12 protein-coding genes are annotated in these 15672 nt (G+C 72.6%); 6 read left to right on the forward strand and 6 right to left on the reverse strand.

Translation table 11 applies throughout. From position 1 onward, the window contains the following. The first annotated feature begins 188 nt into the window (after positions 1 to 188). Positions 189 to 1223 carry a DUF4190 domain-containing protein gene (locus PUR26_RS28480; RefSeq protein ID WP_329876570.1) on the forward strand — a complete coding sequence of 345 codons (1035 nt, stop codon included), beginning with the start codon at positions 189 to 191 and terminating at the stop codon, positions 1221 to 1223. A 34-nt stretch (positions 1224 to 1257) separates the two neighbouring features. Here PUR26_RS28480 and PUR26_RS28485 read toward each other — a convergent pair whose 3' ends face one another. After that, on the reverse strand, positions 1258 to 2628 hold the full coding sequence (locus PUR26_RS28485) for a glycoside hydrolase family 18 protein (protein ID WP_329876572.1): 1371 nt from the start codon (positions 2626 to 2628) through the stop codon (positions 1258 to 1260). Positions 2629 to 3100: 472 nt separating this feature from the next. Here PUR26_RS28485 and PUR26_RS28490 point away from each other — a divergent pair, with 472 nt between their 5' ends. From PUR26_RS28490 to PUR26_RS28510, 5 genes are all read left to right on the forward strand, one after another. Beyond that, positions 3101 to 3853: a GntR family transcriptional regulator gene (locus PUR26_RS28490; RefSeq protein WP_329876573.1), complete on the forward strand. Its 753-nt coding sequence runs from the start codon at positions 3101 to 3103 to the stop codon at positions 3851 to 3853. 452 nt (positions 3854 to 4305) lie between these two features. Continuing rightward, the gene (locus PUR26_RS28495) at positions 4306 to 4485 is read left to right on the forward strand and encodes an SPOR domain-containing protein (protein WP_329876575.1); all 180 of its coding nucleotides are present in this window, start codon (positions 4306 to 4308) and stop codon (positions 4483 to 4485) included. Between the two features lie 61 nt (positions 4486 to 4546). Continuing rightward, positions 4547 to 4972: a (deoxy)nucleoside triphosphate pyrophosphohydrolase gene (locus tag PUR26_RS28500; protein WP_329876577.1), complete on the forward strand. Its 426-nt coding sequence runs from the start codon at positions 4547 to 4549 to the stop codon at positions 4970 to 4972. 355 nt (positions 4973 to 5327) lie between these two features. Beyond that, a complete protein-coding gene (locus PUR26_RS28505; RefSeq protein WP_329876757.1) occupies positions 5328 to 5756 on the forward strand; it encodes an ATP-binding protein in 429 nt (142 codons plus the stop codon). A 148-nt stretch (positions 5757 to 5904) separates the two neighbouring features. After that, a complete protein-coding gene (locus PUR26_RS28510; protein ID WP_329876579.1) occupies positions 5905 to 8445 on the forward strand; it encodes a SpoIIE family protein phosphatase in 2541 nt (846 codons plus the stop codon). Positions 8446 to 8610: 165 nt separating this feature from the next. On the opposite strand, the gene PUR26_RS28515 is transcribed toward PUR26_RS28510, so the two are convergent. From PUR26_RS28515 to PUR26_RS28535, 5 genes are all read right to left on the reverse strand, one after another. Beyond that, on the reverse strand, positions 8611 to 9321 hold the full coding sequence (locus tag PUR26_RS28515; protein ID WP_329876581.1) for a PspA/IM30 family protein: 711 nt from the start codon (positions 9319 to 9321) through the stop codon (positions 8611 to 8613). A gap of 96 nt (positions 9322 to 9417) precedes the next feature. Next, positions 9418 to 11595, reverse strand: coding sequence for a TPM domain-containing protein (locus PUR26_RS28520; protein WP_329876759.1), 2178 nt, complete (start codon positions 11593 to 11595; stop codon positions 9418 to 9420). 399 nt (positions 11596 to 11994) lie between these two features. Continuing rightward, positions 11995 to 12768, reverse strand: coding sequence for a succinate dehydrogenase/fumarate reductase iron-sulfur subunit (locus PUR26_RS28525; RefSeq protein ID WP_329876583.1), 774 nt, complete (start codon positions 12766 to 12768; stop codon positions 11995 to 11997). Then, on the reverse strand, positions 12765 to 14693 hold the full coding sequence (locus PUR26_RS28530; protein ID WP_329876585.1) for a fumarate reductase/succinate dehydrogenase flavoprotein subunit: 1929 nt from the start codon (positions 14691 to 14693) through the stop codon (positions 12765 to 12767). Before PUR26_RS28530 ends, PUR26_RS28525 begins: the two co-directional genes overlap by 4 nt. A 15-nt stretch (positions 14694 to 14708) precedes the next feature. Further along, complete coding sequence (locus tag PUR26_RS28535; protein WP_329876587.1) at positions 14709 to 15542, reverse strand: hypothetical protein; 834 nt, start codon at positions 15540 to 15542, stop codon at positions 14709 to 14711. Between the last annotated feature and the right edge of the window lie 130 nt (positions 15543 to 15672).

Raw genomic sequence — 15672 nt, forward strand, 5'->3', positions numbered from 1 at the left:
CGTCGCCCGCTTTCCGCCGTCCGACGCCGACCGCGTACGATGCGCCCGCCCGTTCGCACAGCCGTCCGCGCGGGCTCGTATGTTCGTTTCGTTCCGCCCCGACAGGAGCACCGCAACCCGTGGAACCGTCCCCCCAGGGCTGGCCGCCGCCCCAACAGCCATACCCGCCGGTGCCCCCGCCGTACGGCATGCCTCTGCCCCCGCCCCCGCAGGCGAACGTCAACGGGCTCGCCATCACCTCTCTCATCACCGGCATCGTGTGCTGTGTGCCGCTGCTCGGTCTTGTGCTGGGCGGGTTCGCGCTGGCACAGATAAAGAAGAAGGGGGAGCGCGGCAAGGGGCTGGCCGTGGCCGGCATGACCGTGTCCCTGGTCGGCGCGCTGCTGATGGCGACCGGGTTCGCGACCGGAGTGTTCCGCGACGCCTACGACGGCTTCCAGGAGGCGGCGGACGAGTCGGCCCGCACCCGCTCCACCCTCGACCTGCGCAAGGGGCAGTGCTTCGACATGCCCGGTGGCGTCGCCGAGACGGAGACCGCAGACGTCGAGATCGTGAAGTGCTCCGAGCCGCACGACGGAGAGGTGAGCGGTTCCTTCAAGCTCACCGAGTTCGACAAGTGGCCCGGTGACAAGCCGATCGAGCCGATCGCCGAGGAGCGCTGCGAGGCCGTCAACAACCAGTACGCCCTGGACACCTGGGCCGTCCCGGGCGACACCTGGACGTACTACTACCAGCCGAGCAAGGAGAGCTGGCGACTGGGAGACCGCGTCGTCACCTGTTCCTTCGCGGCCGAGAAGGGCAAGATGACCGGATCCGTCCGGGCGGACGAGAGCACGCTCGACGCGCACCAGCTCGCGTTCCTGAAGGCGGTCAACCCGGTCGACATCATCCTCGCCGAGCAGCCGGAACCGGATGCCGACGAGGACCTGGACGCCAATGTGAAGTGGGCCGGTCAGGTCACGTCGACCATCGGGGAGACGGTACGGCAGCTGCGCGCGCACCAGTGGCCCGCCGCGTCCGCGAAGCCCGTCGCCGGCCTTGTCGAGGAGCTGGAGGCCGCCGACGAGCACTGGTCGAAGGCGGCCGAGGCGTCGGACCCCGATGTGTTCTGGGAGCACTACGACCCCGGCTTCGACGCCCTGCCGAACGACCTGGGGGCGAAGGCGCGCGGCGCGCTCGGGCTCGCGGACGAGCTGGAGGACACGGGCGGGACCGACGTCTGAGCGACGGTACCGCCCGCGCCCACGGGCGGGTGGATCAGCGGCGGCCGAGGACGCGGTCGACGGCGGTGATCAGTTCGCCGTCGGCCGTGTCGCCGTCCAGGGACCAGAACATCGCGCCGCCCAGGCCGTGTTCCCGCACGTAGGCCGACTTGGTGCGGAGCACCTGAGGATCGTCGTACGTCCACAGGGTGGTGCCGTCGAAGAGCCAGGCGTGGCCGCCCCGCCGGTCCCGGTGGACCGTGTACGCGCCGGAGCCGGCGAGCTTCTTGAGGGCCTTGTAGTCCTCGTAGCCGTCCGCGTAGGTCGCGGGCGCCGGCCCGGTCGCCGGCCGGCCGAGGCCGTCACCGCCGCCGGTCACGCCCGTCCAGCCCTGGCCGTAGAACGGCATGCCGACCACGAGCTTGTGCGCGGGGGCGCCCCGGAGCAGCCAGTCGCGGACGGTCCGGTCGACGCTGTAGTCGTTCTTCGCCGCGCGCAGCGCGGACTGCTGTGCGGTCGTCCGCTCACCGGAGACGTGGAAGTCGTAGCCCTGGAGGTTGACGAAGTCGAAGTCCCGCATGATCTTGCGGACCTCGAAGCCCGCGTCGATCTTGTCGGGCGCGGCCGGCACGTACGCGCTCAGGTCGTAGTGCTTGCGCTGCTTCAGGGACCTGCCGTACGCGTCGAGCTGCGTACGGAACTCGTGGACCAGGGCCGTGAAGTTCCGCTTGTCCTCCGGGCGGAAGACGGTGTCCGCGTCGCCCGCCGAGCCCGGCCACTCCCAGTCGACGTCGATGCCGTCGAAGAGGCCGGCCGCCGCCCCCGCTCCGCCCCTGGCGCCGTCCACGGGCAGATCGCCCTTGATGTAGAGGTCGATGCAGGAGGCGACGAGGGCCTTCCGGGAGGCGGGGGTGCGCACCGCGTCGGAAAAGTGGGTGGACCAGCTCCAGCCGCCCAGCGAGATGAGCACCTTGAGGCCGGGGTGCTTGGCCTTGAGCTCGCGCAGCTGGTTGAAGTTGCCGGCGAGCGGCTGTCCGGCGGTGTCGGCGACACCGTCCACCGAGTCCGCGGCGTCGAGGGGGCGGACGTAGTCGGCCCAGGCGTCCGCCTCGCCGGGGACGTTGCCGGTGAAGCACTTGCCCTCGGGGCTGACGTTTCCGAAGGCGTAGTTGATGTGTGTCAGCTTGGCTGCCGTGCCGCTGGTGTCCAGGTCCTTGACCTGGAAGTCCCGGCCGTAGACGCCCCATTGGGTGAAGTAGCCGACGCGCTTGTACGACGGCCGGGCGCTGTGCGACGCGGCCGTCCGGTCGGCCCCGTCGGTGGGGTGTGCCGCGTCGCCGTCGGCGGTGGCGGCCGGGGCGAGCGCGGCCAGGAGGGAGAGGGAGCAGGCGGCGATGGTCAGCCGGGAAAGGGTTCTTCGACGCATGAGGCTCTTCCTGTGCGTGAGGTTTCCGGGAGCCGTGCTGGGTGATGCCGGGTGCGTGCGCGCCTGAGGTGCTGTCGCCTCCGTGGCGGGTACCGGGGGCCGGGAGGCGCGGGGAGCCGGCGGGTTTCCGGGGCGTCGCACGGGCGCCAGGGCGTCGCGGTCCCGAAGACGCTGGGGTGCTCGGGGGTGCTCGGGGGTGCTGGGGTGCTCGGGCCCCGAGGTGCCGAGGCGGCTGGTTTCGGTCGCGGGGGTGGCGGTGGGGTGGGCGCTGGGGGCGCCGGACGTGCCGACTGGGAAGGTATTGGTCTGTACCATTGAGGTCAAGGGGTTCGCGCGAATTCACGGATCCGTCCGCGCCGGGACGCCGCCTCGCTGCACTTCATCACTTCGAGTGAAACTCTGGCCCATGCTTGCGATGCGCAACCGAACGTTGCGACGCTGTAGCTGTCTGTCAACCTGATGGGAGTGGCCAGTGTCGTTCGGTGAGCAGCCCGCCTATTTGCGCGTTGCGAGCGATCTCCGCCAGAAGATCGTCGATGGTTCACTGCCGCCGCACACCCGGCTCCCCTCGCAGGCCCGTATCCGTGAGGAGTACGGGGTCTCGGACACGGTCGCCCTGGAGGCCCGCAAGGTGCTGATGGCCGAGGGCCTCGTCGAGGGGCGGTCGGGCTCGGGGACGTATGTGCGCGAGCAGCCCGTGCCGCGCCGGATCGCCCGTTCCGGGTACCGGCCCCCGGCCGGCACCAATCCCTTCCGTCAGGAGCAGGCGGCCGAAGGCGCGCGCGGCACCTGGGAGTCCAGCAGTCAGCAGGAGCCCGCGAGCGCGGTGATCGCCGAGCGGCTCGGCATCGGTCAGGGCGAGCGGGTGATGCGCACGCGGTACGTCTTCCGGGACGCCGGGGAGCCGATGATGCTCTCCACCTCCTGGGAGCCGCTCGCCGTCACGGGGCGCACGCCGGTCATGCTGCCCGAGGAGGGGCCGCTGGGCGGTTGCGGGGTCGTCGAGCGGATGGCCGCCATCGACGTCGTCGTGGACAACGTGGTGGAGGAGGTCGGGGCCCGGCCCGGCCTCGCCGAGGAGCTGGTGGCCCTCGGTGGGGTTCCGGGCCATGTGGTGATGGTGGTGGAGCGTACGTACTTCGCTTCGGGGCGCGCGGTGGAGACGGCCGATGTGGTCGTGCCGGCCGACCGTTACCGGATCGCGTACCACCTGCCGGTCAGGTGACCTGCCGGGCGCGCGGTGCGACCGGTGCCGTGGGCGCCCCGGTCGGGTGACCTGCCGGGTGGCCCGCTCGCCCGGTTGCCGTGAAGCGGGGCCGGGGGGCGGCGGCGGGCTGACGCGGGCTCAGGTTCCGTTCCGGGCGCCGCCCGGGGCGGCCTCCCACCGCTGACGCGCCGCAGCGGCGGCCGGCCGGGCGGGCGGGGCGAACCTCGTACGGGGCGGGCGGTGCACGGGGCGGGCGGCGCGGAGGGAGTATGGCGGCGGCGGCCCGAGGGGGCAAGGGGCGCACTCGGTCGAGTGCGCCCCCTGTTTGTGCCGGTCCCGTGGCCGGATGCGTATCTCTTTGTGAAAACGCGTATCCGCACAGTAAAGGTCAGGCGTAGGCTCGGGCATATGCGGAGTGCGGTTTCCTGGGCATCCTTGAAAACGGGCAGGCCGGTGGAGGGAGAAGCTGGATGAACGAGAGCGGCGTGGTCCTCCCCTGGCTCGTGATTCGTCAGGACGACAACGGCAATCACTATCGGGTCGGCAGGTACGCGACCAGGGACGAGGCGCAGAAGATCGCCGACAGTCTCGACCGGCGCGGACGCGAGCAGCTCTATTGGGTGGAGCAGATCACCCAGTCCGCGAACTGAACGCCCGGGCGGGCGGCCCGCGGTCGCGGGAGCCCGTCCGAGGCGCGTTACGCTCCGGCGCATGACAGATCGTGTGGTGGTGGCCGGGGCCGTACTCGCCGAAGGGCGGCTGCTGGCCGCGCGCCGTAGCGCCCCTCCCGAGCTCGCCGGCCGCTGGGAACTGCCCGGCGGCAAGCTGGAGCCGGGTGAGACGGCGCAGCAGGCTTTGGTGCGCGAGCTGCGCGAAGAGCTGGGCGTCGAGACGGAGCCGCAGGAGCGCATTCCCGGCGAATGGCCGCTCAAGCCCGGCTATGTGCTCCAGGTCTGGACGGCCCGGCTGATCTCCGGCGAGCCGCAGCCGCTGGAGGACCACGACGAATTGCGCTGGTTGTCCCGCCATGAAATGGACAGTGTCGACTGGCTGGAACAGGACCGCCCTGCCGTGGCCGAGGCCGCGCGCCGACTCCCCGCCCGCTCCGTCTGGACCGACGCAGGCGGGACGACATGAGCGGGGCGGGGCGAACGGGACGACATGAGCGAGGCGGGTGAGCGGGGCGACGTGAGCGAGGCGCGTGTGCGAGGCGACGCGGGCGGGACGACGTGAGCGGGGCGGGGCGAACGGGACGACGTCAGCGGGGCGTCGCGGGCGGGGCGAACGGGATGGCAAGGGCGGTACGGGGTCCGGAGGAGGTCCTTCCGGCGGAGCCCTCGCCGTCGTGAGGCGCCCGTCGGAGGGAGTGTGCGGCCGGGGAGTACGCCGTTCGTGCCACGATGCGCCCTCCATCGCGATAGTCCGCCCTAAATATCGGGTATGTGCTGATTAATCCCCCGATACTGGACGTGCTCCGCAGGTGGCCTGGGAAGTGGTCGACGTGATCGACACGGAAGGCGAGTGTGCCGAATGGACCTTTCCGGCTGAGCTCGGCACCGTACGGACGGCCCGTCACGCCGTCCGTGACGCCCTGCGGACCTGGCAGCTCGACGCGGACGTCGGCGACGTGACCGTCCTCCTGGTCAGCGAGCTGGTGACCAATTCCCTTCGGTACGCCTCCGGGCCGGTCGGGGTCCGGATCAGCCGTCTCCATCCCGACGGCAACGCCTTTGCGCCACACTCGGCCCTCCTCGTAGAGGTCTCCGATCCGCTTCCGGATCCACCCAGGGAACGCCCCGCAGGCCCTGATGACGAGGGGGGTCGCGGTCTGCAACTGGTGGCCTGTACGGCCCGTCGCTGGGGGACGCGAAAGGGCAGGTCGGGCAAGACGGTGTGGTTCGAGCTGTCCCTACCTGGTTAGAAGAGTGAAGGGACAACGATCATTTACGGGGGCGGCTCAAAACGAACGAGACCACCCTGTGATCGTGAACGGCGTGCCGCCGGGGGCCGTAGTGCTGAATACTGCGGGAATGGCCGGTCCGGTGCGGTGAGCTGGAGGGGACGGTCGCGTGAGCGAGATACCTGAGACGGCGAGCGGCGTCATGTGGCAGAGCAGTCCGCCTGGCTCGATCTATGACTACATACGGGTCGCGTCCTTCTCGATCGGACCCGACGGGCTGGTCGATCAGTGGAGTCTGCGCGCCGCCGACCTGTTCGGGCTCTCGGCCGCGCAGGTCAAGGGCAAGGACCCGGTCGAGGCCTTCATGCCCGCCGAGCTGCGCACGCGCGGTCACCGCAGGGTCGCGGAGATCCTCGACGGCAAGGAGTGGACGGGTCTCGTCCCCTTCCGTGTCCCGGGCGAGAACAGGACGCGCGGGGTCGCCGAGCTCTATGTGATGCCCAGTGAGACGGAGGACGGTGAGCGGGCGGCGCTCTGCATCGTCGTCGACGTCCGCGCACTGCGGCGAATAGAGACCGACCTGGCCGCCTCTGAGGCGATATTCGGCCAATCCCCGTTCGGCTTTCTCCTGTTCGACACCGATCTGACCGTCAAGCGGGCCAACCAGCGCTTCGCCACCGTCTTCGGCGGCACCGCCGAGGACCACCGGGGCCGCACGGTCCACGACTACCTCTCCCGGTCCGAGGCGGACCGGCTGACCGCGGCCCTCCAACGGGTCCTGGAAACCGGGGAGTCCGTCACCGACCTCCAGATCGTCGGCACGGTGCCCGGCGGTTCGGACCGCAGGCACTGGTCCATCAACCTGTACCGGGTGCACGGCGGATCCGGCCGGCCCGTCGGCGTCGCCAGTCTCGGCACCGATGTCACCCGGCGCCAGATCGCCGCCCGCGAGGCCGCCAGCGCCCGCCGCAACCTGGCCCTGCTGAACGAGGCCAGCGCGCGGATCGGCAACTCCCTCGACCTGGAGACCACCGCCCGCGAGCTCCTCGACGTGGCCGTCCCCGGCTTCTGCGACCTCGCCTCCGTCGACCTCTACCAGGGCCTGCTCACGGGGGAGGAGGCACCGCCGGGACGGGCCGACGGCGCCGCCGAGCTGCGCCGCGTCGCCTTCGCCAGCGCCGTGGCCGACGCCCCGCTGGTGAACCGGGCCGTTCCGGGACAGGGCGAGCCCGCACCGATCGACGTCGGGGCCGTGCACCGTTACCCGTTCACGTCGCCGTGCGCGGCCGCGCTGCGCACCGGGCGCGTCCAGGCCGTACCGCCCGCCGAGGGCGGACTCGTGCAGTCCACCCTCGCCGTGCCGATGGTCGCCCACGACACCGTCGTCGGCCTGGTCCAGTTCTCGCGCGCGAAGGGCAGCGAGCCCTTCGGCGAGCGCGACCGGGCCCTCGCCGTGGAACTGGCCGCCCGCGCCGCGGTCTGTATCGACAACGCCCGCCTCTACCGCCGCGAGCACGAGCGGGCGTTGATACTGCAGCGCAGCCTGCTGCCGCCCGGCGACCCCGAGGCCGCGGGCCTGGACATCGCCTGTCGCTATCTCCCCGGCAACGCCGCCACCGAGGTCGGCGGCGACTGGTTCGACGTGATCGAACTGCCCGGCCACCGCACCGCCCTGGTCGTCGGGGACGTGATGGGCCGGGGTCTGCGGGCGGCCGTCGCGATGGGCGAACTCCGCACGGCCGTGCGGACGTTGGCCCAGCTCGACCTGGAGCCGGCGGAGGTCCTCTCCCACCTCGACGAGATCGCCCGCGGACTCGGCGCCCCCGGCGGCCCGTCCGCCCGGCAGTCCTCGCGCGCCGCCCACAAGTCACGCGGCCCCGAACTCTCCGAGGTCTACCTCGCGACCTGCGTGTACGCCGTGTACGACGCGGTCACCCGCCGCTGCACGTTCGCCAACGCCGGCCACCTGCCGCCGGTGCTCGTCGAGCCCGGCGAAGAGGCGCTGCTGCTCGACGTGCCGCCCGGCATGCCGCTCGGCGTGGGCGGCGAGCCCTTCGAGGAGGTCGAGATCGACCTTCCCGAGGGTGCCCTGCTCGCCCTCTACACGGACGGGCTCGTCGAGTCGCGGGACCACCCGCTGGAAGAGGGCCTCCAGGCCCTGCGCAACGCGCTGACCGGCCCCGGGCGCCCGCTGGAGGACGCGTGCGACCAGGTCCTGAACACCCTCGACACCCGGCACGGCGAGGACGACATCGCGCTGCTGATGGCCCGCGTCCAGGGCCTTCCCGCCGAGGCGGTGGGTGATTGGCGGCTGCCCCGCGAGCCCCGGTCGGTGGGCCGCGCACGGGAGCTGACGCGGGCCCAGCTCGTCGCCTGGGACCTGGAACCGCTGGTGGACACGGTCGAACTGCTGGTCAGCGAGCTGGTCACCAACGCCCTCCGGTACGGCGAGGGCGAGATACGGCTCCGGCTGCTGCGCGACCGCAGTCTGGTCTGCGAGGTGTGGGACGCGGGACTGGTCCAGCCGCGCCGGCGCCGGGCCCGCGACACCGACGAGGGCGGCCGCGGCCTCCAGCTCGTCGGTCTGCTCAGCGCGGGCTGGGGCTCGCGCCGCACTCCGCGCGGCAAGACGGTCTGGTTCGAGCTGCCGCTGCCGGACGGCGAGGCCGCGGCGGAACCGACCGTGGAACAGCTGCTGAGCATGTTCTGACGCGTGGCGGCAGGACCCGCCCGCCGGGCCGCCCGGCCGTGGGCCTGCGCGCGGCTGCCGGCCCGTGGGTCCCCGCCGTGGGCCTGCGCGCGGCTGCCGGTTCCCGCTGCTCGTCGCGGCCGGCCGGGGGCCGCAGGGCCGGCCCCGGCCCGGTCCGGCGGGCGGTCACGCCGCCTTGAGCGCGGCCAGCCGCGCCTCGATCTCGGCGCGGTCACCCAGGCTGTCCAGCTGCTCGAACTGGGCGTCCAGCGAGGAGGCGGCAAGCTCCTGCTTGCCCAGCGCCTTCGCCTCCTCGCGCCGTACCTTGTCCTCGAAGCGGCTGAGCTCGCTCGTCGGATCCAGGACGTCGACGCTCTTCACCGCGTCCAGCATCCGGGTCCGCGCCTGGGCGGACGCGGACCGCGCCACCAGCTCGTCGCGCCTGGTCCGGAGCTCGGCCAGTTTCGCCTTCATCCGTTCCAGGCCGTCCTTCAGCGTGCCCACGACCTCCGTCTGGGCGGCGATGGCCGGCTCGGCGGTCCTGGCCTCCTTCTCCGACCGGAGCTGCCGTTCCAGCGCCACCTTCGCCAGGTTGTCGAACTTGTCGGCGAGCCCGGTGCGGTCCGAGGCGCGCAGTTCGTCGGCCTTCCCGCTGGCCGCCCGGGCCTTCTCGCCCCATTCCCGGGCCGCCTCGACGTCCTCCTGATGGTCCTGCTCCAGCAGCCGCAGATTGCCGATGGTGCTCGCCACGGCCTGCTCGGCCTCGCCGATGTTGGACGCGTACTCGCGGATCAGCTGGTCCAGCATCCTCTGCGGGTCCTCGGCCTGGTCCAGCAGGGCGTTGACGTTGGCCTTCGTCAGCTGGGCGACGCGGCCGAGAATGGTCTGCTTGGTCATGGCACCTCTCCTTGTACCGTGTGGCACTCCCTTGTGGCTCCGACGGTGGCCCTGAAAGTGGCCCCGGAGGTGGCCCCGACGCGGCAGGGGGCCCGGTCAGAACCTGCCGCCTCCGCCCAGCCGCCCGCGTGTTCCCCCGCCGCCGAAACTGCCGGGCCCGCCACCGAAGCCGCCGAAGCCCCCCGCACCCCGGCCGGCGCCAGGCCCGCCGCCGAACCCCCGGCCGCCCCCGCCGAGCAGCCCGCCGAGGATGATGCCGCCGAGCACCGCGCCACCCAGCCCGCCGCCTCCCGCGCCCGCCACCCCACCGCCCAGCCCGCCGCCTCCCGCGCCCGCCACCCCACCGCCCAGGCCGTCGGGGTTCCCGTAGGCCCGTACGTCCTGCTCGGCCAGGGCTTGGGCCTGCCGGGCGAGCGCGTCCGCCTGCTGGGCCTCGCCGAGCGCGGCCTGCGGATCGCCGCCCGAGCCGGGGCCGGGTGCGGCACCCGAGCCGCCGGGGCCGGTGCCCTCGACGGCGTCCCGGCCCCCCGCCCGCCGGGCCCGCTCCAGTCGGCGCCTCGCCTCCGCCAGACGCGTACGGGCCTGGCTGCCGACCGCCCCGCGATGAGTGGTGATGTAGTCGTCGGCCGCGCCGACGGCCGAACGCGCCGTGAGCATCGCCTGTTCCAGCAGCGCCGACGCGCGTCGCGTGCCCTGCTCCCGCTCCCGCGCGCCCGCCAGGGCCTCGTCCAGCGCGGAGTCGGCCTCCTCGACCCGGCGCAACGCGTCGATCGGGTCGTACCTTCCCGCAGCAGACGCCCGGCGGACGTCCCCCACGACCGATTCGGCGCGGGCGATCCGGCCCCGCAGCCCAGCGGTGGACACCTCCGGTGGCGTGCCCTTCAGCAGTCCCCACGCGTCGGCCAGATCCGTCTCCGCCTCGGTGAGGGCACCGGGCAGCCGGTCCGCCGCCCGCGCCAGCTCGACCGCGCGGCGGTCCACCGCGTCGATGAGCCTGGCCGCCTGGTCGAGGGCGCCCTCCGCCGCCCGTACGTGGACCGCCGCGGCCCCGCTGTCCCCGCCGTCGACGGCCCGACGGGCCCGGTCCAGGTGGGTGGAGGCGAACAGCAGACGTTCGCCGGCCTGCTCCGGACCGCTCGCCACCGGCGCGGCGGCCGACTCCGCGTACCGCTCGCGCAGGGTCGTGAGGGCCCGCCGCGCCGCGCCGGCCCGGCCGGTCAGGTCCCGGAAGGCGGTCTCCGCGGCGCGGAGCGCCTCAGGAGCGGTGCGTTCCAGCGCGCGCAGCCGGTCGAACGCCTCGGACTCGGCGTCCAGCCGCCGGTCCGCCCTGGCGCAGCGAGCCATGATCTCCTCCAGCATCCGCCGGCGTGTCGCGTCGTCCTCCGGGTGCGCGTCGTCCAGCTGCTGCCGCAGCCGGAACGCGGTGGTCAGTTCGCTCCGGGCGTGGTCCACCGCCTCGGTGAAGGGCCGCGCGGCCTCCTCGCCGAACTGGGCGACGGCGAAACCCAGCTCCTCCCGGCTGGTGCTCACGGCGTCGTCCGTCTCGACGAGGGCCGTGCGCGCCCGGGCGTCGAGCTCGGTGAGAGGCACCTCGCCCCGCCCCTTCGCGGGACCCCGTCCCCGGTCGCCCTGCGGGGTGGTCCGCGTCCCGCCGCGCCTGCGGCGCTTGGTGTACGCGTACGCGGCCGTCGCGGCGGCCCCGCCGATCAGGACGACCGGCAGGATCAGGTCGGTGGCCCGGCTCCCGCCGCCACCGGGGTCCGCCTCGCCGGGAGTGATGGCGGGGGTGGGGACGGGGCGCCCCGCCAGGATCGCGCCGTAGCCGTCGGCGGCCCCGGCAGCCGCGCCCGCCCAGTCGTCGGCGCGCAGGGCGGGCTCGATCGCGGTCCGCGCCACCTCGTCGAGCTGCGGCTGGGTCAGCCGCGAGCCGACCGTGGCCGAGCAGGCGTACCGGCGGTCGTGGGTGGCGACGGCGAGCAGTACGTCGTCTCCGCCCAGGCCGTTCCGGGTCGCGGTGGAGTCGGCCCAGTCCTGCGCCGGGCGCCCGGCGAAGTCGCGTACGTACACCACGAAGAGCTGGACGCGCTGGTCGTCGTAGAGGGCGTCGAGCGCCCGGGCGACCTCCTGCTCGCGCTCGCCGAGTGCGCCGACCCGGTCGGTGATCTGCCCCTGCCGGGACAGCGGGACCGGTTCCTCCGCGGGGGCGTCCCGGGCGGCGGGCACGACCAGCCACCACGCCGCCACCAGCACGGCGAGGAGTACCCGGGCGGCCATACGCGTCACATAAGCGAGGCTATGACCCCGTTTGGCGACCCGCGACCGGAGTGCGAACGTCACTCACTGTCAGTGGCGCGGTCCACCATGGAGACGGTTGCGGTACCGACGACGGGGGTTGCGGTGAGCGTACGGATGAGGGGCGTGCGGCGAGGTGCCCGTGCGGGGTTCCGGAGGGCCTGGCCGGTCCCGGGAGAGGGCGACCGGCCGCGGCCGGAGCGGCCCGGAGCCGAGGGGGCGGCCCGGCCCGGTGGACCACCGGGCCGGGGAGGCACCCCCACCGCGTCGCCTCCCTCCTCCGCCCCGCGCTCCGTCCCCTCGTCCCCGGGGGGCCTGGGGAGGCCCCAGGCGAGGCACCGGACCCCGCTCACCGAGCCGGCCGGACCCGAACGGAAGGCACTACCCGTCGCCCCGGCGGCGGATCTTGTCGCCGAGCCACACCAGAGGGTCGTACTTGCGGTCCACCGTCCGCTCCTTCAGCGGGATCAGCGCATTGTCCGTGATCTTGATCTGTTCGGGACAGACCTCCGTGCAGCACTTCGTGATGTTGCAGTAGCCGAGTCCGTGCTCGTCCTGCGCCGTCCGCCTGCGGTCCAGACCCGCTTCCGCCGCCGCGTCCAGCGGGTGCATGTCCAGTTCGGCCACGCGCATCAGGAACCGCGGCCCCGCGAAGGCCCGCTTGTTCTCCTCGTGGTCACGCACCACATGACAGGTGTCCTGGCACAGGAAGCACTCGATGCACTTGCGGAACTCCTGGGAGCGGTCGACGTCGACCTGCTGCATGCGGTATTCGCCGGGGCCCAGCTCCGCCGGCGGCACGAAGGCCGGCACCTCCCGCGCCTTCTCGTAGTTGAAGGACACATCCGTCACCAGGTCCCGCACCACCGGGAAGGCCCGCATGGGCGTCACCGTGATGACCTCCTCGCGCGAGAACACCGACATCCGCGTCATGCACAGCAGACGCGGCCGGCCGTTGATCTCCGCGCTGCACGAGCCGCACTTGCCGGCCTTGCAGTTCCAGCGCACCGCGAGATCGGGGGCCTGGGTCGCCTGGAGCCGGTGGATGATGTCGAGGACCACCTCGCCGTCGTGCACCTCGACCGTGAAGTCCTTCAGCCCGCCCCCGTCCGCGTCGCCGCGCCACACCCGGAAACTCGCGTCATACGTGGTCACTCGTGGAGCTCCTCTTCGGCGAGGTACTTGACCAGCTCCTCCTTGTCGAACAGCGAGAGCAGGTCCGGACGGATGGGCTCGGACGTGGTGCGTTCCAGGGCGATCTGGCCGCGTACCGGATCGGTCGCCGCGAGCTCGCCCGTCGTGTCGGTGAGGCGGCACAGCAGGTTCACCCGGCGCCACTCGCGCTCCATGGCCGGGCAGTCCTCCCGGGTGTGCCCGCCCCGGCTCTCCGTGCGCTCCAGTGCCGACCGCGCCACGCATTCGCTGACCAGCAGCATGTTGCGCAGGTCCAGCGCGAGGTGCCAGCCCGGGTTGAACTGCCGGTGTCCCTCGACGCCCGCCCGCCGGGCCCGCACCCGCAGCCCGGCCAGGGTTTCGAGCGCCTGCTCCATCTCGGGGCCGCGCCGGATGATGCCGACCAGGTCGTTCATCGTCTGCTGGAGTTCCTGATGGAGCGCGTACGGATTCTCCGGGCGGCCGCCCGGCTCGGGGCCCTCCGCGCTGAACGGGCGCAGCGCCTCCGCCGCCGCCGCGTCGATCTGGGCCTCGTCCACCACCGGACGGGAGCCGAGCCCCGTCGCGTACGCGGCCGCGTGCAGCCCGGCCCTGCGGCCGAAGACCAGGAGGTCGGACAGGGAGTTGCCGCCGAGCCGGTTGGAGCCGTGCATCCCGCCGGCGACCTCACCGGCCGCGAACAGCCCCGGTACGCCGGGCGCGGCGGCCGAGTCGGAGTCGACAGCGACACCGCCCATCACGTAGTGGCAGGTCGGGCCCACCTCCATGGCCTCCGCCGTGATGTCCACGTCCGCCAGTTCCTTGAACTGGTGGTACATCGACGGCAGCCGGCGCCGGATGGTCTCGGCGGGCATCCGCGTCGACACATCGAGGAAGACCCCGCCGTGCGGCGACCCGCGACCGGCCTTCACCTCGGAGTTGATCGCGCGGGCGACCTCGTCGCGTGGCAGCAGCTCCGGTGGGCGCCGGTTGTTGTCCGGGTCCTCGTACCAGCGGTCGCCCTCCTCCTCCGACTGCGCGTACTTCTCCTTGAAGACGTCGGGGATGTAGTCGAACATGAACCGCTCGCCCTCGGAGTTCCGCAGCACCCCGCCGTCACCGCGCACGGACTCGGTGACCAGGATCCCCTTCACCGACGGCGGCCAGACCATGCCGGTGGGGTGGAACTGCACGAACTCCATGTTCATCAGGGGCGCGCCCGCGAGCAGGGCCAGCGCGTGCCCGTCGCCGGTGTACTCCCACGAGTTCGACGTCACCTTGAACGACTTGCCGACGCCCCCGGTGGCGAGCACGACCGAGGGGGCCTCCAGGACGAAGAAGCGCCCGGTCTCCCGCTCGTAGCAGAAGGTGCCCGACACCCGGGCGCCGTCCTTCAGCACCCGGGTGACCGTGCACTCCTGGAAGACCTTCAGCCGGGCCTCGTACGAGCCGAACTCCTCCTTGTCCTGCTGCTGAAGTGCCACGATCCGCTGCTGGAGGGTGCGGATCAGCTCCAGGCCGGTCCGGTCCCCGACATGGGCGAGACGCGGATACTCGTGCCCCCCGAAGTTGCGCTGGGAGATCCGGCCGTCCTTCGTCCGGTCGAAGAGGGCGCCCCAGGTCTCCAGCTCCCACACCCGGTCGGGTGCCTCCCGCGCGTGCAGCTCCGCCATGCGCCACTGGTTGAGGAACTTCCCGCCGCGCATGGTGTCGCGGAAGTGCACCTGCCAGTTGTCCCCGGCGTTCGCGTTGCCCATCGAGGCGGCGATGCCGCCCTCCGCCATCACCGTGTGGGCCTTGCCGAACAGCGACTTGCAGATGACCGCCGTACGGGCGCCCCTCTCCCGCGCCTCGATGGCCGCCCGCAGTCCCGCGCCACCGGCACCGACCACGACGACGTCCCACTGCTGCCGTTCCGCCTGCGTCATCAGAGGGCACCTTTCCTAGAAGAAGCGCGGATCGTCGAAGGCGCCGGTGGCGAGCAGATACACGTAGAGGTCGGCGAGCGCGACGCTGAGCAGGGACGCCCAGGCCAGCTGCATGTGCCGCTCGTTCAGCTTCCCGACCCACCCCCACAGCCGGTAGCGGACCGGGTGCTTCGAGAAGTGCTTGAGGCGGCCGCCGACGATGTGCCGGCAGGAGTGGCAGGAGAAGGTGTACGCCCAGATCAGAACGATGTTGACGAGAAAGACCAGCGTTCCGAGGCCCATGTGGCCCCACGCGTACGAGGCGTCCCGGAAGGCGAGCACGGTGTCGTACGTGAGGATGCCGGCGACGGGCACGGCGGCGTAGAAGAAGTACCGGTGGATGTTCTGCACGATGAGCGGGAAGCGGGTCTCACCGGTGTACTTCCTGTGCGGCTCGGCGACGGCGCAGGCGGGGGGCGAGGCCCAGAAGCCCCGGTAGTACGCCTTGCGGTAGTAGTAGCAGGTCAGCCGGAAGCCCAGCGGGAAGACCAGGATCAGCAGGGCGGGGGACAGGCCCCACCAGCTGCCGAAGATCTCCCAGTTGGGACCGCCCTTCATGGGCACGCAGTTCTCGGCCAGGCAGGGCGAGTAGAACGGCGACACGTACGGCGCGGCGTAGTAGTCGGCGTTGGCGAAGGCCCGCCAGGTGGAGTAGACGACGAACGCGAACAGTCCGGCGGCGGTGGCGGCGGGCGCGAGCCACCAGCGGTCGGTCCGCAGATGGCGGGCGGTGATGGCGGCGCGCGTCGGGCCGCGTACGCCGCCGGGCTGGGCGGTCTCGGTGTCGGGTGGTTCGGTGCCTGTGGCCAACGAGGTCTCCTGGGGCCCGGGCCGTGAGGCCCGTGCCGGTCGGTTCCGGTCGGAGCGTGGCGTGCGTGTCCGGCGTGCCTCCGTCCACCCCGGGCGGGGGCGGGCCCCGCGCGTGGGCGACGGAAGACGC

Origin of the sequence: Streptomyces sp. SP18CS02 (genome assembly GCF_036322365.1) — a bacterium.
GTDB lineage: Bacteria > Actinomycetota > Actinomycetes > Streptomycetales > Streptomycetaceae > Streptomyces.